The sequence below is a fragment of the Pseudomonas arcuscaelestis genome, assembly GCF_016881005.1.
Lineage (GTDB): Bacteria > Pseudomonadota > Gammaproteobacteria > Pseudomonadales > Pseudomonadaceae > Aquipseudomonas > Aquipseudomonas arcuscaelestis.
On sequence record NZ_JACOPV010000001.1, the window covers coordinates 353,596 to 376,159 of the forward strand.

General features: G+C 56.3%; 20 protein-coding genes and 1 pseudogene. All 21 read right to left on the reverse strand.

Features of this window, described 5'->3' with window-relative positions; all coding sequences use genetic code 11:
* Positions 1–53 precede the first annotated feature (53 nt).
* The 21 genes and pseudogenes from H8F21_RS29910 to yidC all read right to left on the reverse strand — a co-directional run bounded on the left by H8F21_RS29910 (position 54) and on the right by yidC (position 22,564).
* Positions 54–818 (reverse strand): methyl-accepting chemotaxis protein, encoded by a 765-nt coding sequence (locus H8F21_RS29910; protein WP_413243025.1) that lies wholly within the window; start codon positions 816–818, stop codon positions 54–56.
* A 93-nt stretch (positions 819–911) separates the two neighbouring features.
* Positions 912–1,928: pseudogene (locus H8F21_RS29915) on the reverse strand (cache domain-containing protein); the annotation flags it as partial.
* Between the two features lie 412 nt (positions 1,929–2,340).
* The gene (locus H8F21_RS01620) at positions 2,341–2,679 is read right to left on the reverse strand and encodes a hypothetical protein (RefSeq protein ID WP_203541764.1); all 339 of its coding nucleotides are present in this window, start codon (positions 2,677–2,679) and stop codon (positions 2,341–2,343) included.
* A 448-nt stretch (positions 2,680–3,127) separates the two neighbouring features.
* Positions 3,128–4,963 carry a glutamine--fructose-6-phosphate transaminase (isomerizing) gene (gene glmS, locus H8F21_RS01625; RefSeq protein WP_203477123.1) on the reverse strand — a complete coding sequence of 612 codons (1,836 nt, stop codon included), beginning with the start codon at positions 4,961–4,963 and terminating at the stop codon, positions 3,128–3,130.
* The gene (locus H8F21_RS01630; protein ID WP_136478840.1) at positions 4,963–5,742 is read right to left on the reverse strand and encodes a DeoR/GlpR family DNA-binding transcription regulator; all 780 of its coding nucleotides are present in this window, start codon (positions 5,740–5,742) and stop codon (positions 4,963–4,965) included. Before H8F21_RS01630 ends, glmS begins: the two co-directional genes overlap by 1 nt.
* Before the next feature lie 186 nt (positions 5,743–5,928).
* Positions 5,929–7,296 (reverse strand): bifunctional UDP-N-acetylglucosamine diphosphorylase/glucosamine-1-phosphate N-acetyltransferase GlmU, encoded by a 1,368-nt coding sequence (glmU, locus tag H8F21_RS01635; RefSeq protein WP_203477121.1) that lies wholly within the window; start codon positions 7,294–7,296, stop codon positions 5,929–5,931.
* 123 nt (positions 7,297–7,419) lie between these two features.
* Positions 7,420–7,839 (reverse strand): F0F1 ATP synthase subunit epsilon, encoded by a 420-nt coding sequence (locus H8F21_RS01640; RefSeq protein WP_045186333.1) that lies wholly within the window; start codon positions 7,837–7,839, stop codon positions 7,420–7,422.
* A gap of 44 nt (positions 7,840–7,883) precedes the next feature.
* Entirely contained in the window at positions 7,884–9,260 is a 1,377-nt protein-coding gene (atpD, locus tag H8F21_RS01645; RefSeq protein WP_203477119.1) for a F0F1 ATP synthase subunit beta, read from the reverse strand.
* A 27-nt stretch (positions 9,261–9,287) separates the two neighbouring features.
* Positions 9,288–10,148, reverse strand: a complete 861-nt coding sequence (gene atpG / locus H8F21_RS01650; RefSeq protein WP_136478843.1) for a F0F1 ATP synthase subunit gamma — start codon at positions 10,146–10,148, stop codon at positions 9,288–9,290.
* Positions 10,149–10,198: 50 nt separating this feature from the next.
* Complete coding sequence (gene atpA / locus H8F21_RS01655; RefSeq protein WP_136478844.1) at positions 10,199–11,743, reverse strand: F0F1 ATP synthase subunit alpha; 1,545 nt, start codon at positions 11,741–11,743, stop codon at positions 10,199–10,201.
* Positions 11,744–11,764: 21 nt separating this feature from the next.
* The gene (locus H8F21_RS01660) at positions 11,765–12,301 is read right to left on the reverse strand and encodes a F0F1 ATP synthase subunit delta (RefSeq protein WP_136478845.1); all 537 of its coding nucleotides are present in this window, start codon (positions 12,299–12,301) and stop codon (positions 11,765–11,767) included.
* A gap of 12 nt (positions 12,302–12,313) precedes the next feature.
* Complete coding sequence (locus H8F21_RS01665) at positions 12,314–12,784, reverse strand: F0F1 ATP synthase subunit B (RefSeq protein WP_136478846.1); 471 nt, start codon at positions 12,782–12,784, stop codon at positions 12,314–12,316.
* Between the two features lie 57 nt (positions 12,785–12,841).
* Complete coding sequence (gene atpE / locus H8F21_RS01670; RefSeq protein ID WP_002555987.1) at positions 12,842–13,099, reverse strand: F0F1 ATP synthase subunit C; 258 nt, start codon at positions 13,097–13,099, stop codon at positions 12,842–12,844.
* A gap of 143 nt (positions 13,100–13,242) precedes the next feature.
* On the reverse strand, positions 13,243–14,112 hold the full coding sequence (atpB, locus tag H8F21_RS01675) for a F0F1 ATP synthase subunit A (protein ID WP_136478847.1): 870 nt from the start codon (positions 14,110–14,112) through the stop codon (positions 13,243–13,245).
* Positions 14,113–14,128: 16 nt separating this feature from the next.
* On the reverse strand, positions 14,129–14,536 hold the full coding sequence (locus tag H8F21_RS01680) for a F0F1 ATP synthase subunit I (protein WP_203477117.1): 408 nt from the start codon (positions 14,534–14,536) through the stop codon (positions 14,129–14,131).
* 149 nt (positions 14,537–14,685) lie between these two features.
* Positions 14,686–15,558 carry a ParB/RepB/Spo0J family partition protein gene (locus H8F21_RS01685; RefSeq protein WP_203477116.1) on the reverse strand — a complete coding sequence of 291 codons (873 nt, stop codon included), beginning with the start codon at positions 15,556–15,558 and terminating at the stop codon, positions 14,686–14,688.
* A gap of 9 nt (positions 15,559–15,567) precedes the next feature.
* Entirely contained in the window at positions 15,568–16,359 is a 792-nt protein-coding gene (locus tag H8F21_RS01690; RefSeq protein WP_045186348.1) for a ParA family protein, read from the reverse strand.
* 18 nt (positions 16,360–16,377) lie between these two features.
* Positions 16,378–17,022, reverse strand: a complete 645-nt coding sequence (rsmG, locus tag H8F21_RS01695; RefSeq protein WP_203477113.1) for a 16S rRNA (guanine(527)-N(7))-methyltransferase RsmG — start codon at positions 17,020–17,022, stop codon at positions 16,378–16,380.
* Complete coding sequence (gene mnmG / locus H8F21_RS01700; RefSeq protein WP_203477112.1) at positions 17,019–18,911, reverse strand: tRNA uridine-5-carboxymethylaminomethyl(34) synthesis enzyme MnmG; 1,893 nt, start codon at positions 18,909–18,911, stop codon at positions 17,019–17,021. Before mnmG ends, rsmG begins: the two co-directional genes overlap by 4 nt.
* 515 nt (positions 18,912–19,426) lie before the next feature.
* Complete coding sequence (gene mnmE / locus H8F21_RS01705) at positions 19,427–20,797, reverse strand: tRNA uridine-5-carboxymethylaminomethyl(34) synthesis GTPase MnmE (RefSeq protein ID WP_203477111.1); 1,371 nt, start codon at positions 20,795–20,797, stop codon at positions 19,427–19,429.
* 84 nt (positions 20,798–20,881) lie between these two features.
* The gene (gene yidC / locus H8F21_RS01710; protein WP_203477109.1) at positions 20,882–22,564 is read right to left on the reverse strand and encodes a membrane protein insertase YidC; all 1,683 of its coding nucleotides are present in this window, start codon (positions 22,562–22,564) and stop codon (positions 20,882–20,884) included.

Below are 22,564 nucleotides of genomic sequence, written 5' to 3' on the forward strand. Positions count from 1 at the left end.
ACCCACGCCTGTTACTGGAAGTAAAAGGCGTGGGTATTTGGCACTGAAACGGCTTAGATACGGAAACTGCCAACCAGATGCTTCAAGCGTGTAGCCTGTTGCTCAAGGTCAGCGCAGGCGCGCAGGGTCGACTGCAGGTTCTCCACGCCTTCCTGGTTCAGCATGTTGATTTCGTTGATGTCCATGTTGATCGACTCAACCACGGCGGTTTGTTCTTCAGTGGCGGTAGCAACAGACTGGTTCATACCATCGATTTCGCCAATGCGCAGGGTTACGCTGCCAAGACGCTCGCCCGCCTGATTGGCGATTTCGACACTGTCCTGGCTGTGGCGCTGGCTCTGCCCCATAGTGTCAACTGACTCGCGAGCGCCTACCTGCAGCTCCTCGATCATGTTCTGCACCTGCTGTGCAGACTCCTGGGTGCGATGCGCAAGGTTGCGCACTTCATCGGCGACCACAGCAAAACCGCGACCGGCTTCGCCCGCCCGAGCAGCTTCGATCGCGGCGTTGAGCGCCAGCAGGTTGGTTTGCTGGGAAATGCTGGTGATCACTTCGAGTATCTGGCCGATATTCACCGTCTTGTTGTTGAGCGTTTCGATGTGCGAGCTCGAGGTGCAGATCAGGTCCGAGAGACGGTTCATGGCGGCGATGCTGCGATCGACCACCTGCTGACCTTCTTCTGCCAGGTGACGTGCCGAACTTGCTTGCTGCGAAGCCTGGGCAGCGTTGTGGGCAATTTCCTGCGCCGCAGCGCCAAGCTCATTGATCGCGGCCGCCACGCTGTTGGTACGATTGGATTGCTCGTCAGAATTGACCATCGAAGAGTTCGAGGCACTGACCACGCGCAGCGCGACTTCATTGACTTGTTCGGTAGCCGAGGAAACCTCACGGATCGAGGTGTGAATACGTTCGACAAAACGGTTGAACGCCTTACCCAGGTCACCGAATTCGTCCTGACTGTGAATGGCCAGGCGCTTGGTTAGATCACCTTCACCTTCGGCGATGTCCTCCATGGCGCGGGTCATGGTCAGCAGCGGTTGCAGCAATACTCGAATCAGCAAGCCAAGCAGGCCGATAATGATGGCCAGCGCGATCACAGTGGCAATGATTGCAGAGGTGCGAAACTCACTGAGCATTGCGTAGGCCTTGTCCTTATCGATGGACAAGCCAATGTACCAGTTGGCCGACGGCAGGCCTGTGATCGGCGTGAAGGTCAGCAGACGGTCCTGGCCGTCTACCTGAACCTCAGTCAGCTCAGCGGACAGTTTAGGTGTGCGTCCTGGGTACAGATCCGCTAACGACTTCATCACCAGTGATTGATCCGGATGGACCAGAATCTTGCCTTGGTCGTTAACCAGGAAGGCGTATCCCATGCCGCCAAATTTCAGCGAGTTGATGATTTGCACCAGGCCGTCCAGCGACAGGTCGCCACCAACCACACCAACGCTACTGGACACTTTGCTCAAGATGCCAATGACCATCTTGTTGGTGGTCAGGTCAATGTAAGGTTCAGTGAGCACGGCACCACTGGCAGCCATCCCATCCTTGTACCAAGGCCGCGTCCGCGGATCGTAACCCTCAGGCATCGTGGAATCCGGCCGAACGCTAAAGCCACCGTCAACCTTACCCAGGTACACGGTGAGGAAGCTCGAAATCAGGGCTTTCTGACCCATCAGGGTTTCAGCATCAGTGGGATCCTGGGCAATATTCTGCCCCAGGTTTTCCACCAGACTGATCCGCCCTTCCAACAGATTGCGGATGTTAGTAGAGGTCGATTCGCCCATTTCAGCCAGGTAATTTTCCAGGCTGGTGCGAGTGGCATTACGCTGCAGGTAGTCGTTGTACAAAGTGAAAAGGGCGAAAGCGAGCATTACGATCAATGACGCGGCAATCAAAATTTTGTGACTGAAACGAAGACTTCTGTTCATGGGGCGTGAGTTCACTCGTCTTTGCGGGGCGTTTGCACGGTATCGGCCGTGAGGGGGCACATCTTGAGCGCACCATGATGGCTATTTGCCACTCAAGGTCAAGACCAAGGACCCGCTGATTGAATACCGTCCCTGCGGCACTAATCAGCCAAGCTAGCGGTGCGTTACACAGCATCAACGTCATGTCGACAAAGGTAGCCGGCCCGAAAGGCAGAAACATGAGTAAATCCTTCGATTGCGCTCGAACTCAATCACGCCATTTTTGACCGGGGATGAAATGCGAAGGTGTTCCGACCTATCGACCTCGCCCCCGAGCAAGTCGCCGACTGATCGAGGAAAAACGCAGCACCGTCGTCGGCAGATAATGACGATCCTGTAGCCAGCATCCATGCACTCTTGTCTATCTATCACGTTAGAGGGGCTTGAGACGGTTGCCTCTGACACTTACTTGCTGGCCGATCTGGAATCTGCCATTTGGCGAGCGCACAGTTCGCTCGTGCCCCTGCTCGTCGCGCACAACATAAGCACGGCCGCTGGCACCGGTCACCTCTTGAACCTCAGCACCGCCCAAGGCCCCGATCCCTGCACCGACCAGAGCGCCAATTGGCCCTCCAAGCGCCCCTCCAAGTAACACTCCTGACCCGGCGCCGAAACCACCACCTACAGTATTGTCGGGTACCTCAGAAATAACTTCGTCAGCCAAGGCCGACGCACATAGCAACATGCAGCAGAATGCAATTACTTCACGCATAGGTTTCTCCAATGGACTTTAAAAAGCAGACTACGCTCCTCAAAAACCATGCCAGAAAAAACCCTTTTTAAATCAATGCATAGATTGCCGCTGGGTAGAATTTACCGTCCTCTGCCGAGGTTAAATTGACCATGAAAAGGTACTAAAAACCCGACCTCGTAGTGGCTGCATAGCTTCAAACTTTCCTCGACACCATGCCTGCCGTTTCGCTAGTACATCCCCAGCCGATCAAGCGCATTGTCGGTAAGAACCTCCTGCCATCCGTGTATTTATAGGAGTTGGATTCGCAACAGCATGAGTTGCCGGTCCCCAGGGTGCAGGAAGGGTGAGGGAGTCGAGAGCCGGGCAAAGGGTCGGGAGCATCGCAGGAGGCGATGAGATGGACCTCACCGGCTCCTGCTACAGCTTTAATTCTCTAAAACCAATGTGCCTAAAACAGCCACAGTCGTCACTCAACCGTTACAGATTTGGCCAAGTTACGCGGCTGGTCGACGTCGGTGCCTTTGAGTACGGCCACGTAGTACGACAGCAGTTGCAGGGGAATGGTGTACAGAATCGGCGCCAAGGCATCGATGATGTGCGGTACGGCAATTACGTGAGTACCTTCACCATTGCTCATTCCGGCGGCCTCATCAGCGAAGACGATCAGTTGACCGCCACGGGCGCGGACTTCCTGCAGGTTGGACTTGAGCTTTTCCAGCAGTTCATTGTTCGGTGCCACAGTGACCACGGGCATGTCGTTGTCTACCAACGCCAGCGGACCATGCTTGAGCTCACCGGCTGGGTAGGCTTCTGCGTGGATATAGGAGATTTCCTTGAGCTTGAGTGCTCCCTCCATCGCGACTGGGAACTGCGCGCCCCGGCCAAGAAACAAGGTGTGGTGTTTGTCGGCAAACAGCTCAGCGGTTTTCTCGACGATGGCATCCATGGCCAAGGCTTCACCCAGGCGAGTTGGCAAGCGGCGCAGTTCTTCGACCAGTTCGGCCTCGACACCAGCAGCCAAGCTTCCACGAACCTGGCCCAAGGACAGGGTCAGCAGCATCAGCGATACCAACTGGGTGGTGAAGGCTTTGGTCGATGCCACGCCAATTTCCGGACCGGCCTGGGTCAGCAGCGTCAGGTCTGACTCACGTACCAGCGAGCTGATGCCAACGTTGCAGATCGCCAGGCTGCCGAGGAAGCCAAGCTCCTTGGCGTTGCGCAAGGCTGCCAGGGTGTCTGCAGTTTCGCCCGACTGGGAGATGGAAACGAACAGGGTATCGGGCTGTACCACCACTTTGCGGTAGCGGAACTCGCTGGCTACTTCGACCTGGCAAGGAATACCGGCCAGTTCTTCCAACCAGTAACGCGCAACCATGCCGGCGTGGTAGCTGGTGCCGCAAGCAACAATCTGTACGTTGCGCACTTTGGCGAACAGTTCTGCGGCCTGTGGACCGAAAGCCTGGACCATAACGTGGTCCTTGCCCAAGCGCCCTTCCAGGGTGCGTTGGACGACAGTCGGTTGCTCGTGGATTTCCTTGAGCATGAAGTGGCGATACGTGCCCTTATCAGCAGCCTCGGCGCCTTCGTGGTACTGCACGGTCTCGCGCTGCACCTGTTTACCGGACAAATCCCAGATGGTTACCTGGTCACGGCGAATCTCGGCGATGTCGCCTTCTTCCAGGTACATGAAACGGTCAGTGACCTGACGCAGGGCCAGTTGATCCGAAGCCAGGAAGTTCTCGCCATGACCCAAGCCAATGACCAACGGGCTGCCACTACGAGCAGCCAACAGGCGATCAGGCTGATGCGCGCTGATCACTGCCAGGCCGTAGGCACCGTGCAATTGCTTTACGGTCGCTTTCAGGGCGTCGGCCAGATCTGGAATGGTCTTCAGGGTGTGGTGCAACAGGTGGACGATGACCTCAGTGTCGGTCTCGGAGCTGAATACGTAGCCCATGCCCTTGAGCTGCTCACGCAGCGCTTCGTGGTTTTCGATGATGCCATTATGTACTACAGCCAATTCATGACCGGAAAAATGCGGGTGCGCATTGCCCTCGGTAGGCGCGCCGTGCGTCGCCCAACGGGTATGGGCAATACCCAACGTACCGGCCAGCGGTTCAGCGGCTACAGCGGCTTCAAGTTCACTGACCTTACCGATACGGCGGCGGCGCTCGAGAACCCCTTGCTGGGTGAGAACCGCCAGACCTGCGCTGTCATAGCCGCGATATTCCAGGCGCTTGAGCCCTTCGATCAGGATAGTGGTGATGTTGCGTTCAGCGACGGCGCCAACGATTCCACACATTAGTTTTGCTCCTTGGAGAGTGCGGCACAAATCACATGGACGCCGCGGGCTTCAATTTGTTTACGCGCCTCATCGCAAAGGCGCTCATCGGTAATAAGGGTACTGACGCTGCTCCACGGCAGCTCGAGATTGGGAATCTTGCGCCCAACCTTGTCCGACTCCACCATCACGATCACTTCTCGGGCCACTTCAGCCATTACCCGGCTCAGACCGAGCAGCTCATTGAAGGTGGTGGTGCCGCGCGCCAGATCGATGCCATCAGCACCAATGAAAAGCTGGTCGAAATCGTAAGAACGCAGAACCTGCTCGGCTACCTGCCCCTGGAACGACTCGGAATGCGGGTCCCAGGTGCCGCCGGTCATCAACAACACCGGTTCGTGTTCAAGCTCACTCAAGGCGCGTGCGACATTCAGCGAGTTGGTCATCACCACCAGGCCAGGCTGGTGGCCGAGCTCGGGGATCATCGCCGCCGTAGTGCTACCGCTGTCGATAATGATGCGCGCGTGTTCACGGATACGTTCGACGGCGGCCCGGGCGATAGCCTGCTTATAAAGGGAGACGGGCTGACTCTGATCGGCGATCAGCTCCTGCGGCATGGTTACCGCCCCCCCGTAGCGGCGCAGGAGCAAGCCGTTGGCTTCCAGGGCCGCCAGATCCTTACGAATGGTGACTTCCGATGTTTCGAAACGCTTGGCCAGGGCATCAACGCTCACTTCCCCCTGCTCGTTAAGCAAGGCGAGGATATTGTGTCGACGCTGGGGGGTATTACGTTTCGACATGGCGTGCTTAAGTTTCGTTTCGAAAGTTAGTAATGCCAATCAAAACCTAAAGGATGAAATGCGTCAAGCACAGAGATGAAATTTCCATCTGTGAGTAACCTGAGTCGATCCGGCTATTTATCCACAGAATAAAAAAGGCCGACTTATACACAATCCAGTCGGCCTTCCTATTCAGCTGTGCATAACTCAGCTCTTCTTGAGCTTCTCCGGCCGTTTCCAGCCATCGATGTTGCGCTGGCGCGCACGGCCAACCGCCAGTTGTGCCGCTTCGACGTTCTGGGTGATAGTCGAACCGGCAGCCGTGGTGGCGCCATCAAGGATATCCACAGGCGCAACCAATGAGTTGTTGGAGCCGATGAACACGTCTTCGCCGAGAACCGTCTTGAACTTGTTCGCACCATCGTAATTGCAGGTGATGGTGCCGGCACCAATGTTGGTGCGGGCGCCGACTTCAGCATCGCCCAAGTAGGTCAGATGACCGGCCTTGGCGCCTTCACCGAGGTGGGTGTTCTTCAGTTCGACAAAGTTACCCACATGGGCACGGGCCTCCAGCACGCTACCAGGACGCAGGCGGGCAAAAGGACCGGCATCGCTCCCTTCGCCCATGATCGCGCCTTCAAGATGGCTGTTGGCTTTAACCACAGCGCCTTTGCGCAGGGTAGTGTTCTTGATTACGCAGTTCGGGCCAATCACCACGTCGTCTTCGATGACCACACGGCCTTCGAGAATAACGTTGATATCGATGAGTACATCGCGACCAACGGTCACTTCACCGCGCACATCGAAACGCGCCGGGTCACGCAACGTTACACCCTGGGCCATCAGGCGACGGCCCTCACGCAGTTGATAATGACGCTCGAGTTCTGACAGTTGGCGACGGTCATTGGCGCCCTGCACTTCCATCGGGTCAAGCGGCTGCTCGGTGGCAACGACCAAGCCATCATCAACGGCCATGGCAATAACATCAGTGAGGTAGTACTCACCCTGGGCGTTGTTGTTCGACAAGCGGCCCAGCCACTCAGCCAAACGCGCGCCAGGCACTGCGAGAATTCCGGTGTTGCCTTCCTTGATTGCTTTCTGGGCGTCGCTGGCATCCTTGTGTTCGACGATAGCCGCGACTTGCCCTTGGGCATCTCGCACGATGCGCCCGTAACCGGTTGGATCTTCCAGCGTGACCGTCAGCAAACCAAGTTGCTGAGGCGTAACTTTGGACAATAGTCGGTTGAGGGTGTCGACTTCAATCAGTGGCACATCACCGTAGAGAATCAGCACGGTTTCGGCAGTCAATGCCGGCAACGCCTGGGCCACGGCATGGCCCGTGCCCAGCTGCTTGTCCTGAAGGACGAAGTTCAGGTCATCAGCCGCCAAACGCTCGCGTACCAGCTCCGCACCGTGACCGATCACCACATGAATCCCTTGAGGCTGTAGCTGCCGGGCGCTGTGGATAACATGGCCGAGCATGGAGTCGCCAGCAACCGGGTGCAGCACCTTGGGCAGCGCAGAGCGCATGCGGGTACCTTGGCCTGCGGCGAGAATAACGATATCGAGAGACATTGACGGGCTACCAATCCTAAAAGGCCAGTGATGTGACCAGAATATGAAACGCTGAAAAAGAAAAAGGGTAGCCGAGGCTACCCTTTAACTCAATCGCAGCGGAAGTGATCGGCCTAAACCAGATTACTTGCCTTTGCGCATTTGCTGGACGGTACGCAGCTGGGCTGCGGCCTCGGCCAGACGAGCGGCTGCGGCGCCGTAATCGAACTCCGCGCCTTTTTCGTGCAGGGCGTTCTCAGCAGCCTTGAGGGCATCCTGAGCCTGAGCTTCGTCCAGGTCAGCAGCACGTTGCACGGTATCGGCAAGCACCTTGACCATGTTCGGCTGGACCTCGAGGAAACCACCAGAGATGTAGAACACCTCTTGGGCGCCACCCTGCTTGGTCAGCGTGATCGGACCTGGCTTCAGATTAGTGATCAGCGGCGCGTGGCCTGGAGCGATACCAAGATCACCCAGGTTACCGTGCGCAACCACCATCTCGACCAGACCGGAGAAAATCTCTCCTTCCGCGCTGACGATATCGCAATGGACTGTCATAGCCATCTGCTTGCCTCAACCTGATTAGCGCCCCTTGCGGGGCGCCGGGATTACAGTTTCTTGGCTTTCTCGACCGCTTCTTCGATGCCGCCGACCATGTAGAACGCTTGTTCTGGCAAGTGGTCGTAGTCACCTTTGAGGATGCCGCTGAAGCCAGCAATGGTGTCTTTCAGGGAAACGTATTTGCCTGGAGAACCAGTGAAGACTTCTGCCACGAAGAACGGCTGGGACAGGAAGCGCTGGATCTTACGAGCACGGGATACCAGCTGCTTGTCGGTTTCGGACAGTTCGTCCATACCCAGAATAGCAATGATGTCCTTCAGCTCTTTGTAACGCTGCAGCACGTACTGAACACCGCGAGCGGTATCGTAGTGCTCGTTGCCGATGACGTTCGGGTCCAGCTGGCGCGAAGTCGAGTCCAGTGGATCGACCGCTGGGTAGATACCCAGGGAGGCGATGTCACGAGACAGTACGACGGTGGCGTCCAAGTGGGCGAAGGTGGTCGCTGGCGACGGGTCGGTCAAGTCGTCCGCAGGAACGTAAACGGCCTGGATCGAGGTGATCGAACCTTCCTTGGTCGAAGTGATACGCTCTTGCAGAACGCCCATCTCTTCAGCCAGGGTCGGCTGGTAACCTACTGCCGAAGGCATACGGCCCAGCAGTGCGGATACTTCAGTACCGGCCAAGGTGTAACGATAGATGTTGTCGACGAACAGCAGAACGTCGTTACCTTCGTCACGGAACTTCTCAGCCATGGTCAGGCCGGTCAGCGCTACGCGCAGACGGTTTCCTGGTGGCTCGTTCATTTGGCCGTATACCAGAGCAACCTTGTCCAGTACGTTGGAATCCTTCATCTCGTGGTAGAAGTCGTTACCCTCACGAGTACGCTCACCCACACCGGCGAAAACGGAATAACCGCTGTGCTCGATGGCGATGTTACGGATCAGTTCCATCATGTTTACGGTTTTGCCTACACCGGCACCACCGAACAGACCGACTTTACCACCCTTGGCGAACGGGCAAACCAGGTCGATAACCTTGATGCCGGTTTCCAGCAGGTCGTTGCCGCCTGCCTGGTCAGCGAACGAAGGAGCGTCGCGGTGGATGCCCCAGCGCTCTTCTTCACCGATAGGACCAGCTTCGTCGATTGGGTTACCCAGGACGTCCATGATCCGGCCCAGGGTCGCTTTACCGACAGGTACGGAGATGGCTGCGCCAGTGTCGGCAACTTCCAGACCGCGCTTCAAGCCTTCGGTCGAGCCCATCGCGATGGTACGGACTACGCCGTCGCCCAGCTGCTGCTGAACTTCCAGGGTAGTTTCCGCGCCTTGTACTTTCAGTGCGTTATACACACTCGGAACGCTGTCACGTGGAAATTCCACGTCGATGACGGCGCCGATGATTTGAACGATACGTCCGCTACTCATAGCTGGATCCTCTGAATATTTGAACCGTTAAACCGCGGCAGCGCCGCCGACGATTTCCGAGATCTCTTGGGTGATCGCAGCCTGACGCGCCTTGTTGTAGATCAGCTGCAATTCGCTGATCAAATCACCGGCGTTGTCGGTGGCGTTCTTCATTGCGATCATCCGGGCAGCTTGTTCAGCTGCGTTGTTCTCGACCACCGCCTGGTAGACCTGCGACTCCACGTAACGCACCATCAGGCCGTCCAGCAGCTCTTTGGCGTCAGGTTCGTAGAGGTAGTCCCAGTGGTGCTTGAGTTCTTGATCCGGGGTTGCAACCAACGGAATCAACTGCTCGACCGTTGGAGTTTGCGTCATGGTATTGACGAACTTGTTCGATACCACGGACAGACGATCGATACGACCATCCAGGAAAGCGTCCAGCATAACCTTGACGCTGCCGATCAGATCGTTGATCGACGGCTCTTCGCCCAGGTGGCTGATCGCTGCAACGACGTTACCGCCGAAGCTGCGGAAAAACGCCGCACCTTTGCTGCCAACCACGCAAAGATCGATCTCGATACTTTGCTCGCGGTTGACCGCCATGTCCTTGACCAGAGCCTTGAACAGGTTGGTGTTCAAGCCACCGCACAAACCACGGTCACTGCTCACAACAACATAACCGACGCGCTTTACAGGGCGATCGATCATGAAGGGGTGGCGGTATTCCGGGTTGGCGTTGGCCAGATGACCAATAACCTGGCGGATACGCTCCGCGTAAGGACGGCTAGCAGCCATGCGCATTTGAGCCTTGCGCATCTTGCTGACCGCCACTTTTTCCATGGCGCTGGTAATTTTTTGCGTGCTTTTGATGCTCGCAATCTTACTGCGAATCTCTTTTGCGCCTGCCATGTAACACCTATCAGGTTAGCAAGCGGGGGCTGCAAAGCCCCCGCTGCGGCTTACCAGGTTTGGGTGGCCTTGAACTTCTCGATACCGGCTTTGATGCCAGCGTCGATTTCGTCGTTGAAGTCACCCTTCACGTTGATCTTCGCCATCAGTTCGGCGTGATCACGGTTGAAGTAAGAGATCAGCGCTTGTTCGAAGCTACCGATCTTAGGGATTTCAACGTCGGTCAGGAACCCACGCTCAGCGGCATACAGCGACAGCGCCATGTCCGCGATGGACATTGGAGCGTATTGCTTCTGCTTCATCAGCTCGGTAACACGTTGACCGTGTTCGAGTTGCTTACGGGTGGCTTCGTCCAGGTCAGAAGCGAACTGGGCGAATGCCGCCAGTTCACGGTACTGAGCCAGAGCGGTACGGATACCACCGGAGAGCTTCTTGATGATCTTGGTCTGAGCGGCACCACCCACACGGGATACCGAAACACCGGCGTTAACTGCAGGACGGATGCCCGAGTTGAACATGGCCGATTCCAGGAAGATCTGACCGTCGGTGATGGAAATCACGTTGGTCGGAACAAACGCGGAAACGTCGCCAGCCTGGGTTTCGATGATCGGCAGTGCGGTCAGGGAACCGGTCTTGCCAGTTACAGCACCGTTGGTGAACTTCTCAACGTACTCTTCAGAAACGCGCGAAGCACGCTCCAGCAGACGGGAGTGGAGATAGAACACGTCACCTGGGTACGCTTCACGTCCTGGTGGACGGCGCAGCAGCAGGGAGATCTGACGGTAAGCAACAGCCTGCTTGGACAGGTCATCGTAAACGATCAGAGCGTCTTCACCGCGGTCACGGAAGAACTCGCCCATGGTGCAACCGGCGTATGGCGCCAGGAATTGCAGTGCGGCGGATTCCGAAGCACTGGCAACAACCACGATGGTGTTGGCCAGGGCGCCGTTTTCTTCCAGCTTGCGAACGATGTTGGCAACGGTGGAACGCTTTTGGCCGACAGCGACATAAACACAGAAAATACCGGAGTCTTTCTGGTTGATGATGGCGTCGATCGCCATGGCGGTCTTACCGATCTGACGGTCACCGATGATCAGCTCACGCTGGCCACGGCCGACAGGGATCATGGCGTCGACGGATTTGTAGCCAGTCTGTACAGGCTGGTCTACCGACTTACGCCAGATAACGCCCGGAGCAACTTTCTCGACCGCGTCGGTCTCGGTGTTGCCCAGTGGGCCCTTGCCATCAATTGGGTTGCCCAGTGCGTCAACAACGCGACCCAGCAGTTCCTTACCAACTGGAACTTCGAGGATGCGGCCGGTGCACTTGGCGCTCATGCCTTCAGCGAGGGAGTCGTACGCGCCCAGTACTACCGCACCAACGGAGTCTTGCTCCAGGTTGAGGGCCATACCGTACACGCCGCCTGGAAACTCGATCATTTCGCCGTACATTACGTCGGCCAGACCGTGAATCCGCACGATACCGTCAGAAACGCTGACGACGGTACCCTCGTTGCGGGCTTGAGAGGCTACATCGAGGTTCTCGATGCGGCCCTTGATGATTTCACTTATTTCGGAAGGATTGAGTTGCTGCATTGCTCTGCTGCCCCTTCAAACTCAAGATTTCAATGCTTCAGCCAGTTTCGCGATTTTGCCGCGAACCGAGCCATCGATTACCAGGTCGCCTGCGCGGATTACGACACCACCGATTAGGGAGGCATCCTCCGTCGCATGCAGGCGCACTTCCCGGCTGAGCCGTGCACTGAGAACCTTGGCGAGTTTGTCTTGCTGTTCTTGGTTCAACGCAAAAGCACTAGTGACTTCCACGTCCACGGATTTCTCTTGTTCGGCTTTGTACAGCTCGAACAGGGCCGAAATCTCCGGCAAAAGCAGGAGACGATCGTTTTCCGCGGCGACATGAATGAAATTCTGTGCCTGTGCATCGAACTTGTCACCGCACACGTCAATGAACGTGGCGGCCTTTTCTGCGCTCGTCAGTCGCGGGGCCTTGAGCAGGCGCTGCATAGTGTCGTCTTCCGACACTGCAGCAGCCAGGCCGAGCATGGCTGACCAATTGGCCAGTTGCTGATGGGCCTGTGCGTGCTCAAAGGCCGCCTTAGCGTAAGGTCGGGCCAACGTGGTCAGTTCTGCCATGATCGCCCTCGCTTAAATTTCAGCGGCCAGTTTATTAACCAGCTCCGCATGCGCGTTTTGATCGATTGTGGCGCCAAGGATTTTTTCAGCACCGTCAACGGCCAGGCTACCCACTTGGGCACGCAGCGCGTCTTTGACACTGTTAATTTCCTGTTCGATCTCGGCTTGAGCCTGAGCCTTCACACGGTCAGCTTCGACGCGGGCCTGGTCACGGGCTTCCTCGACGATCTGTGTACCGCGTTTCTTGGCTTGCTCAATGATTTCGGCTGCCTGAGCTTTCGCTTCGCGCAGTTGCTGACCCGCTTTATCTTGGGCCAACTCCAGGTCGCGAGCTGCTCGGTTGGCAGCGTCCAGTCCATCCGCGATCTTCTTCTGACGTTCTTGCAATGCCGCGATGACCGGAGGCCACACGAACTTCATGCAGAACAGCACAAAAATGAAGAACGCAACGGACTGACCAATCAGGGTTGCATTAATGTTCACGCCAACACCTCGCTCGTTCTTTGTCCATCACACCAAACCACTCGAGAATTCGAGTGATTAGCCGGCGAGTTGACCAACGAAAGGATTAGCGAAGGTGAAGAACAGTGCGATACCAACACCGATCATGGTTACGGCGTCGAGCAGACCGGCAACGATGAACATTTTAACTTGCAGCATTGGAACCATTTCTGGCTGGCGAGCAGCGCCTTCCAGGAACTTGCCGCCCAGCAGGCCGAAACCAATGGCGGTACCCAGGGCACCCAGGCCGATCAGCAGAGCAACAGCGATAGCGGTAAGACCAACTACAGTTTCCATCTTTCCTCCCGACTTTTACGTCGTATTGGTTAGGTTTTTTAGTTTGAAGCGGTAAAACAAAATCGTTTCGTACAGCTGCCCTTGCGGACTTTTTCGACCCTCCCCAAAACCTGCGAAAGGGTCATCAGACACGCCAGGCGGTCTTAATGGTTATCTTCGTGAGCCATCGACAGGTAGACGATGGTAAGCATCATGAAGATGAACGCTTGCAGGGTGATGATCAGGATGTGGAATACAGCCCACGCCCATTGCAGCACCACACCGAGGCCGCTCAGCCACAACAGGCCGCTGCCGAACATTACAGCGATCAGGATGAACACCAGCTCGCCGGCATACATGTTGCCGAACAGACGCAGGGCCAGCGAGATCGGCTTGGCGATCAAGGTGACGAATTCGAGCAGGAAGTTGACCGGGATCAGCAGGATCTGAACGAAAATGTTCTTGCTGCCGAACGGGTGCAGGGTCAGTTCGCCGAGGAAACCGCCAATACCCTTGACCTTGATGCTGTAGAAAATGATCAGGGCGAAAACGCTGAAGGCCATGGCCAGGGTAGCGTTCGGATCGGTAGTCGAGACCGCACGGAATGGAATGTGCGGATCACCGGAGATCCACATGGCCAGCTGAGGAATCCAGTCGACCGGGATCAGGTCGATGGCGTTCATCAGGAAAACCCAGACGAAAATGGTCAGCGCCAGTGGGGCGATCACTGGGCTGCGACCGTGGAAGCTGTCCTTGACGCTGCCGTCGACGAATTCCACCATCACTTCAACGAAGTTCTGCAGGCCGCCAGGCTGGCCGGAAGTTGCCTTCTTGGCTGCCATACGGAACAGGAATACGAAAAGCAGACCCAGTGCGACCGACCAACCCAGAGTATCCAGGTGGAAAGCCCAGAAGCCCATTGCCTTGGCTTCTGCTGCGGAATGGGCAAAGCCCCAACCGCCGTCTGGTAGTTGACCGAAGGTCAGGTTCTGCAAGTGGTGCTGGATATAGCCCGAAGCGGTTTCTGCTGCCATGGTTGCCTCAAACGCCCTAAGGTCTCGAAAGTCTTATATTCATCAGCAGGGGCGCGAACCAGCTGACCAACTGGGTCAGCAGAAAGACACCGAAGACTGCTAACGGCGCCAATGGCTTCACTCCTGCAAACGTCAGTGCAAACAGCACTGCCGTCAAAATCAATTTGCCTGCTTCGCCAGCGTAAAACGACTTGACGATAGCCTGCGCTGCCCTGGCTCCCGTGTAACGAAAAGCCTTCCAGGCGAAATACACATTTGGCAGCCAGGCAATCAACCCTCCGCAGAGTGCTGAATATCCAGTAACTGCCCCATGCCATTGCCACAACGCTAAAGTTGCCAGCAAAAACACTACGCATTGAGCCAACAGTACCGGAAAAACCGCCCAGCGATGGAAAGGCAAGCGGTTTGGCGTGCGGGTTTCCATCACAACTGCTCCTCAAAAGTCGACCAGCCAGTCAGCTATGACTTGGCATAATTTGTGCCGACAAAATGCGCGCAGAGTATAGGGGCGGTTTAACCCCTATTCAACTGCTGGGTAGTGATTTCCGACTATGCGCTACAAAACGAATTGTTTCAGCGGATGTGAGCCAGCACACCTTGCAACTCATCTAGCGAGTTATAACGGATAACTAACTGACCTTTACCCTTGTTACCGTGACGTATCTGCACAGCCGAGCCCAAACGCTCTGCCAGACGCTGTTCAAGGCGGGTGATATCCGGGTCTGGTTTAGCCGGTTCGACCGGCTCCGGCTTGCCATTGAGCCACTGACGGACCAGTGCTTCAGTCTGACGAACTGTCAGTCCACGTGCGACAACATGACGCGCCCCATCAACCTGCTGTTCTTCCGGCAAACCCAGAAGTGCGCGCGCATGCCCCATTTCCAGATCACCGTGGGACAGCATGGTTTTGATCACATCCGGTAGCGAAATCAGTCGCAGCAGGTTGGCCACGGTCACCCGCGACTTACCCACAGCGTCAGCAACTTGCTGCTGGGTGAGCTGAAATTCCACTTGCAGGCGCTGCAGCGCAATCGCCTCTTCCACTGGATTGAGGTCTTCGCGCTGAATGTTCTCGATCAGGGCCATGGCAATCGCCGCTTCGTCGGGCACATCGCGGACCATAGCCGGGATAGTTTCCATGCCGGCCTGTTGACTGGCACGCCAACGGCGCTCACCGGCAATGATCTCGTAGCGGTTTTCAGCAATCGGGCGGACCACGATAGGCTGCATCACGCCCTGGCTCTTGATCGAATTGGCCAGTTCTTCCAGCGCTTGCGGGTCCATGTCCCGACGAGGCTGGTATTTTCCGCGCTCGATCAGGTCGAGCGGCAGGTGTTGCAGTTCTTTCTGGTCGACCTTGACAGCCTGCTCTTCGAGCGCACTGACGGTGGGACCACTGAGCAGTGCATCCAACCCACGTCCGAGACCCCGTTTCTTAACGGCCATACGGATTCCTTAAGTTGTTTGTGCAGTGCGTGATGGACGGCGCTGACGGCGTACGAGTTCCCCTGCCAGAGCCAGATAGGCCAGCGCGCCACGAGATTGCTTGTCGTAAGCCAGCGCCGGCATGCCAAAGCTCGGCGCCTCGGCGAGACGGATATTGCGTGGAATCACCGTATCGTAGAGCTGGTCGCCGAAGTGCTCCTTGAGTTGCGCTGACACATCGTTGATCAGACTCAGGCGCGGGTCGTACATGGTCCGTAGCAGGCCTTCAACCTTGAGCTGCGGGTTCAGACGTTCGCCAATTCGCTTGATGTTATCCACAAGGTCGCTCAAGCCTTCCAGCGCAAAGTACTCACATTGCATCGGAATGATCACGCCATCGGCCGCAACCAGGGCATTGAGGGTCAGCATCGACAGCGATGGCGGACAGTCGATCAGGATGTAATCGTAGTTTTCGCGGATAGGCGCCAGCGCCGTGCGCAGCCGACTTTCCTTCATCTGCATTTCCAGCAGCACGACCTCCGCCGCAGTCAGGTCGCGGTTGGCCGGCAATAGCTGGTAACCACCGTGCTCGGAGAAGTGCATGGCCTGGGCCAGATCGCATTCGCCAATCAGCAGGTCGTAGACCGAATGTTCCAGGACGTGTTTATCCACACCGCTACCCATGGTGGCGTTGCCCTGTGGATCGAGATCGATCAGCAGCACCCGGCGCTTGGTCGCGACCAGTGAAGCTGCGAGGTTGATACAGGTGGTGGTCTTACCCACACCACCTTTCTGGTTCGCAATAGCGAATACCTTAGCCATTCTTGCTTGTGTTCCCAATCATGCCGTGCGGCGCAGTATCAGCAGATGGCGCTGGCCTTGGCAACCCGGTACGGTCAAGGCCTGCTCGCTATCTACTCTGAAATCTGCCGGCAATGCTACCAGCTCATCGGCAGGATGCAGCCCTTTCATTGCCAACCACTGCGTCTGCGTATCGCCAAGGTGGCGAGTCCAGTTGGTAAAATTCTCCATGCTGCTGAAAGCACGAGAAACAATTCCAGTGAAAGGCATCGCAGGTTGAAACTCTTCGACCCGGCTGTGGATAACTGTGAGGTTGTCCAACTTCAATTCCAGTTTTACCTGGGTCAAAAAACGAGTCTTTTTGCCATTGCTATCCAGAACCGTGACTTGTTTGTCCGGATGCAGAATAGCCAGCGGAATGCCAGGCATCCCACCACCGCTGCCGACGTCGAGCCAGCGCGGGCTGTGGATAAATGGCATGACGCTCAAGCTGTCCAGCAGATGCCGGGAAACCATCTCGTCCGGATTGCGCACGGCGGTCAGGTTGTATGCCTTGTTCCACTTGATCAGCAGGGCCAGGTAAGCCAGCAGTTGCGCGTGATGCGTTTCGCTCAACTCGACGCCGAGCTGGCGGGCACCTGTGGACAACTCTTCGGCGTGTTGAGGGGTGACCTGAGAACTCAAGCGCTTTGCTCCAACTCACGGCTTGCGCCGCGTTTTTTCAGATGAATCAGCAACAGGGAAATAGCTGCCGGGGTCACACCAGGAATACGCGATGCCTGACCCAGAGTTTCAGGACGGGTTTGACCGAGCTTGCTCTGAATTTCCTTGGACAGGCCGGGAATACCGCTGTAATCGATATCGTCGGGCAGCCGGGTGTCTTCACTGGCACGCAGCCGGGCGATTTCTTCCTGTTGCCGGTCGATGTAACCGGCGTATTTGGTCTTGATCTCAACTTGCTCGGCGACTTGCGGATCGACATCGCTGCCACCCGTCACTTCCATCAGGCCAGCGTAGTCGATTTCCGGGCGGGTCAGCAGGTTGAGCAAGTTGTACTCATGGCTCAACGGCGTGCCGAACTTCTCAGCAATCGCTTGACCCTGCGTTGTGTCCGGGCGAACCCAGGTCGATTTCAGTCGTTGCTCTTCCAGGGCAATGCCTTCGCGCTTGGCGCTGAAGGCAGCCCAACGTTGATCATCGACAAGACCCAGCTCACGACCTTTTTCGGTCAGGCGCAAATCAGCGTTGTCCTCGCGCAGGATCAACCGGTATTCGGCGCGCGAAGTGAACATTCGGTACGGCTCCTGGGTACCCAGGGTAATCAGGTCGTCGACCAGCACGCCGATATACGCCTCGTCACGACGTGGGCACCAGCTTTCGCGGCCCTGAGCACGCAATGCAGCGTTGGTTCCAGCCAGCAAACCTTGGGCACCGGCTTCTTCGTAGCCCGTCGTGCCGTTGATTTGCCCGGCAAAGAACAAACCACCAATGACCTTGGTTTCAAGGCTGTACTTCAGATCACGCGGATCGAAGTAGTCGTATTCGATGGCATAGCCCGGGCGCACGATGTGGGCGTTTTCCATGCCGCGAATCGAACGGACGATCTGCAATTGCACATCGAACGGCAACGATGTGGATATACCGTTGGGGTAAAGCTCGTGGGTATTCAGGCCTTCAGGCTCGATGAATACCTGGTGGCTTTCCTTATCGGCAAAGCGATGGATCTTGTCTTCGATCGACGGGCAATAACGCGGACCAATGCCTTCGATAACCCCGGAATACATCGGCGAACGGTCAAGGTTCGAGGCAATGATTTCGTGGGTGCGGGCATTGGTGTGGGTAATCCAGCAACTGACCTGGCGTGGGTGCTGTTCCTTGGAGCCCATGAAAGACATAACCGGAATCGGCGTGTCGCCCGGTTGCTCGGTCATCACCGAGAAATCCACAGAGCGGCCATCGATACGCGGCGGTGTACCGGTCTTCAGGCGGCCAACACGTAACGGAAGCTCGCGCAGGCGATGCGCCAGGGCAATCGCTGGTGGATCGCCAGCACGACCGCCGGAATAGTTCTGCAATCCAATGTGGATAAGTCCACCCAGGAAGGTCCCGGTCGTCAGCACTACGGAGTCGGCGAGGAAACGCAGACCCATTTGCGTCACCACGCCGCGTACCTGGTCCTGCTCGACGATCAAGTCATCGCACGACTGCTGAAATATCCACAGGTTGGGTTGGCTCTCAAGAATTTCACGTACCACCGCCTTGTAGATAGCGCGGTCGGTTTGTGCGCGCGTAGCCCGTACAGCTGGGCCTTTGCGGTTGTTCAAAACACGGAATTGGATACCGCTCTTGTCAGTGGCCAATGCCATGACGCCGCCGAGCGCATCGATTTCCTTAACCAGGTGGCTTTTGCCGATACCACCAATGGCCGGGTTGCAACTCATATGACCGAGGGTTTCCACGTTGTGGGTCAGCAGCAGGGTTTTTACGCCCATGCGTGCAGACGCAAGCGCAGCCTCGGTACCGGCATGGCCGCCGCCGATGACGATCACTTCAAAACGGGAAGGGAAATCCACCACGCACCTCGTGCCTGTTTCGGGAATAGATAGGGATAACGCACAAGTATAGGGACTTACCCCCCTCTAAAGGAACCTTTTGCACAAAATTTAACCAGGCTGTGGATGAATGGCGAGCAATAGAAATTAAAAGAGAGAAAGTTATTAAAGCTTTGTTTTTATGTTTATTTCTATAGAGCGCCTTTTCTGTGGATAAAGCTCTACAAGCCTTTGTTTTCATCATGTAGAGAGATTTATAACCCTGTGGTCTACCGACCATGAGCACTCTGGATAAGCGCCTTAAGCCTGTGGATTAAACGACCACTTACCCACAGGTGAAGTTATCTCCAGCTCTGAGGGCTAGTTATCAACGGAGCTAAAGGTGGGTTTTCCACAGGGCTTATTTTTGCAAATTAAGGCACGGCACACACGCGGGCGCGCAGAGTTCGTGCCAAAGGCAACCCTGTTGAAAGAAGGATAGGTGAGAAAAAGTGCAGCGACCGGGTCCATTGCGGCCCCGGCTGTGGATAAGAAAATTACTTACCGATGCAAAAACTGGAAAAAATGCGCCCAAGCAAGTCGTCGGAACTGAATGCTCCCGTTATTTCGCCCAGCGCTTGCTGGGCCTGACGCAGGTCCTCTGCCAGCAGTTCACCGGCTCCTGCCAAGGTCAATTGAGCACGTCCGTGTTCCAGGTGTGCGCTAGCCCGTTGCAGCGCCTCCAAATGGCGTCTGCGGGCGCTAAAGCTACTCTCGGATGTCTGCTCATAGCCCATGCACGCCTTTAGATGATCGCGCAGCAGCTCAAGCCCCTGGTCGCAATCCTTGGCACTCAGGGTAATGGTGATGTGGCCGTCGTCACTTTTTTCCATAGTGATGTTCTCACCGCTCAAGTCAGCCTTGTTGCGTATCAGCGTGACCTTTGCAGGATCTGGACGCAGATCGAGAAATTCTGGCCACAGGGCAAAAGGATAGCTTGCCTCGGGCGCTGTCGAGTCGACTACCAATAACACGCGATCAGCTTCACTGATGGCCTTTAGCGCCCGTTCAACGCCGATCTTTTCCACATGATCATCGGTATCGCGCAGCCCTGCGGTGTCGACGACGTGCAGCGGCATACCATCGATGTGGATATGTTCGCGCAAAATGTCTCTGGTGGTACCAGCAATGTCAGTAACAATGGCGGCCTCGCGACCGGCTAGCACGTTAAGCAGGCTGGATTTTCCGGCGTTGGGGCGCCCTGCAATCACAACAGTCATGCCGTCGCGCAGCAACGCACCCTGCCCTGCCTCTCGCTGTACGGTGGATAAGTGGGTGCGGACATCATCGAGCATGCCCAGAACATGGCCATCGGCAAGAAAATCGATTTCTTCTTCAGGGAAGTCGATTGCTGCCTCGACGTAAATCCGCAAGCTGATCAATTTTTCCGTAAGGTTATCCACACGACGGGAAAACTCACCCTGCAATGAACGCAAGGCGTTGCGCGCGGCCTGTGCAGAACTGGCTTCGATCAAGTCGGCAATCGCCTCGGCCTGAGCCAGGTCGAGTTTGTCATTGAGGAACGCACGTTCACTGAACTCACCTGGGCGAGCCAGTCGACAACCCAGTTGTACACAGCGCTGCAGGAGCATATCGAGCACTACAGGGCCGCCGTGCCCCTGCAACTCCAACACATCTTCGCCGGTGAATGAGTTCGGGCCGGGGAAAAATAGGGCAATGCCTTCATCGATTACCAAGCCGTCATCAGCGCGAAACGGTCCATAGTGTGCATGCCGAGGGGTGAGCGATTTTCCGCAGATGGCGAGCCCGGCTTGCTGCGCCAAATGTCCGGAGAGTCGTACGATTCCGACGCCACCGCGCCCCTGGGCGGTAGCAATGGCGGCAATGGTTTCACGAACAGTATTCATGCTCGAAGGCCTCACGACAAAAAACGACAGATAGCAAAACGCCCCACGAGGGGGCGTTTATCCACAGGTTAGCTGGCTAACCCGTTATGCAGCGGCTTTCTTGGTAGCCTTCTCGATGCTACGAGTGATGTACCACTGCTGCGCGATCGACAAGCAGTTGTTCACAACCCAGTACAGCACCAGACCTGCGGGGAACCACAGGAAGAAGAAGGTGAAGATGATTGGCATCATTTTCATCACCTTGGCCTGCATCGGATCCGGAGGCGTCGGGTTCAACTGCTGCTGGATGAACATGGTTGCGCCCATGATGATCGGGAGGATGAAGAACGGATCCTTGATCGACAGGTCGGTAATCCAGAACATCCAAGGTGCTTGACGCATCTCTACGCTTTCAAGCAGTACCCAATACAGCGAAAGGAAGACCGGCATCTGCACCAGAATTGGCAGACAGCCACCCAACGGGTTGATCTTCTCTTTCTTGTACAGCTCCATCATGGCCTGCGACATTTTCTGCCGGTCATCGCCATGCTGTTCTTTCAGGGCAGCCAATTTTGGTGCAACGGCACGCATGCGCGCCATCGATTTGTAGCTGGCAGCCGACAGTGGGAAGAACAGCAGCTTGATCAGCATGGTCAGGACGATGATCGACCAACCCCAGTTGCCGAGCAGGCTGTGGATATGTTGCAGCAACCAGAAGATTGGCTGGGCGATGAACCACAGAATGCCGTAGTCGACAGTCAGTTCCAGACCTGGGGACAACTCTTTGAGTTTGTCCTGAAGCTTGGGACCCGCGTACAACATGGCACTGGTTTCGCCAGTGGCGCCAGGAGCAACATTCAACGCTGGGCCAGTGAAACCGATGATGTAGTTACCTTGGCTGTCCTTACGCGTCTGAACGATGTTGTTTTCAGACTTGTTCGGAATCCAGGCAGTAACGAAGTAGTGCTGGAGCCAGGCTACCCAACCACCGGTAACATTTTCTTTCAGATTTCCCTTGTCGATGTCTTTCATCGACACTTTTTTGTAGGGTTCTGAACTTGTCCACAGGGCCGCACCCAGATAAGTCGCGGTACCCGTCGCAGTGCTCGAGGATGGATCCGAGCTTGCGTCACGCTTCAATTGCGCAAACAGGTTACCGGTCCAAGGCTGTGCGCTCTGGTTGTCGATCAAGTAGGTAACGGTCAGGTCATATTCACCGCGCTTGAAGCTGAAGCGCTTGATGTAGTTGACGCCGTTATCGCTGAATTTCAGATCGACAACCAACTGATCCTGGCCATCAGCCAGTTGATAACTTTTTTGATCAGCGGCGTAAAGCGGACGACCCGACGAGCGAGCATCTGGACCGTTGGTGCCGGTCAGACCGCTTTGTGCCAGGTAAGTACGCTCACCGCCGTTATCGAACAGCTGGAACGGAATGTCCGGATGATCCTGACGGCGCGGATACTTGGGCAGCATCAACTGGGCGATGTCACCACCGTTTGGATCGATAGCCAGGTCGAGGACGTCAGTTTTGACCCGAATCAGGTCTTTGCTAACGGCAACCGGAGCCAGTTCGGCAGGGCTGGATTCAGCGTTGGCGCTCGGCACATCGGCGCTAGCGCCAGTGTTTCCGGCCTGCGCGGTATCCGGCAACGCCGGGGCAACGTTGCTGGCAGCAGTATTCTGAGTCGGCAAGGCAGCTTGGCCGTAGTCCTGGTTCCAGTTAAGGACCATGACATAAGACACGATTGCCAGGGCGACGATCAGGATCGTGCGTTTAATATCCAT

Bases quoted from the DNA above. Each gene is read 5' to 3' on its own strand.
- H8F21_RS29910 (WP_413243025.1), bottom strand. From the start codon at position 818: ATGGTCAATTCTGACGAGCAATCCAATCGTACCAACAGCGTGGCGGCC.
- H8F21_RS01620 (WP_203541764.1), bottom strand. From the start codon at position 2,679: ATGCGTGAAGTAATTGCATTCTGCTGCATGTTGCTATGTGCGTCGGCC.
- glmS (WP_203477123.1), bottom strand. From the start codon at position 4,963: ATGTGTGGAATCGTTGGCGCCGTCGCTGAACGCAACATCACCACTATC.
- H8F21_RS01630 (WP_136478840.1), bottom strand. From the start codon at position 5,742: ATGTCGAAACGTAATACCCCCCAGCGTCGACACAATATCCTCGCCTTG.
- glmU (WP_203477121.1), bottom strand. From the start codon at position 7,296: ATGTCTCTCGATATCGTTATTCTCGCCGCAGGCCAAGGTACCCGCATG.
- H8F21_RS01640 (WP_045186333.1), bottom strand. From the start codon at position 7,839: ATGGCTATGACAGTCCATTGCGATATCGTCAGCGCGGAAGGAGAGATT.
- atpD (WP_203477119.1), bottom strand. From the start codon at position 9,260: ATGAGTAGCGGACGTATCGTTCAAATCATCGGCGCCGTCATCGACGTG.
- atpG (WP_136478843.1), bottom strand. From the start codon at position 10,148: ATGGCAGGCGCAAAAGAGATTCGCAGTAAGATTGCGAGCATCAAAAGC.
- atpA (WP_136478844.1), bottom strand. From the start codon at position 11,743: ATGCAGCAACTCAATCCTTCCGAAATAAGTGAAATCATCAAGGGCCGC.
- H8F21_RS01660 (WP_136478845.1), bottom strand. From the start codon at position 12,301: ATGGCAGAACTGACCACGTTGGCCCGACCTTACGCTAAGGCGGCCTTT.
- atpE (WP_002555987.1), bottom strand. From the start codon at position 13,099: ATGGAAACTGTAGTTGGTCTTACCGCTATCGCTGTTGCTCTGCTGATC.
- atpB (WP_136478847.1), bottom strand. From the start codon at position 14,112: ATGGCAGCAGAAACCGCTTCGGGCTATATCCAGCACCACTTGCAGAAC.
- H8F21_RS01680 (WP_203477117.1), bottom strand. From the start codon at position 14,536: ATGGAAACCCGCACGCCAAACCGCTTGCCTTTCCATCGCTGGGCGGTT.
- H8F21_RS01685 (WP_203477116.1), bottom strand. From the start codon at position 15,558: ATGGCCGTTAAGAAACGGGGTCTCGGACGTGGGTTGGATGCACTGCTC.
- H8F21_RS01690 (WP_045186348.1), bottom strand. From the start codon at position 16,359: ATGGCTAAGGTATTCGCTATTGCGAACCAGAAAGGTGGTGTGGGTAAG.
- mnmE (WP_203477111.1), bottom strand. From the start codon at position 20,797: ATGAATACTGTTCGTGAAACCATTGCCGCCATTGCTACCGCCCAGGGG.
- yidC (WP_203477109.1), bottom strand. From the start codon at position 22,564: ATGGATATTAAACGCACGATCCTGATCGTCGCCCTGGCAATCGTGTCT.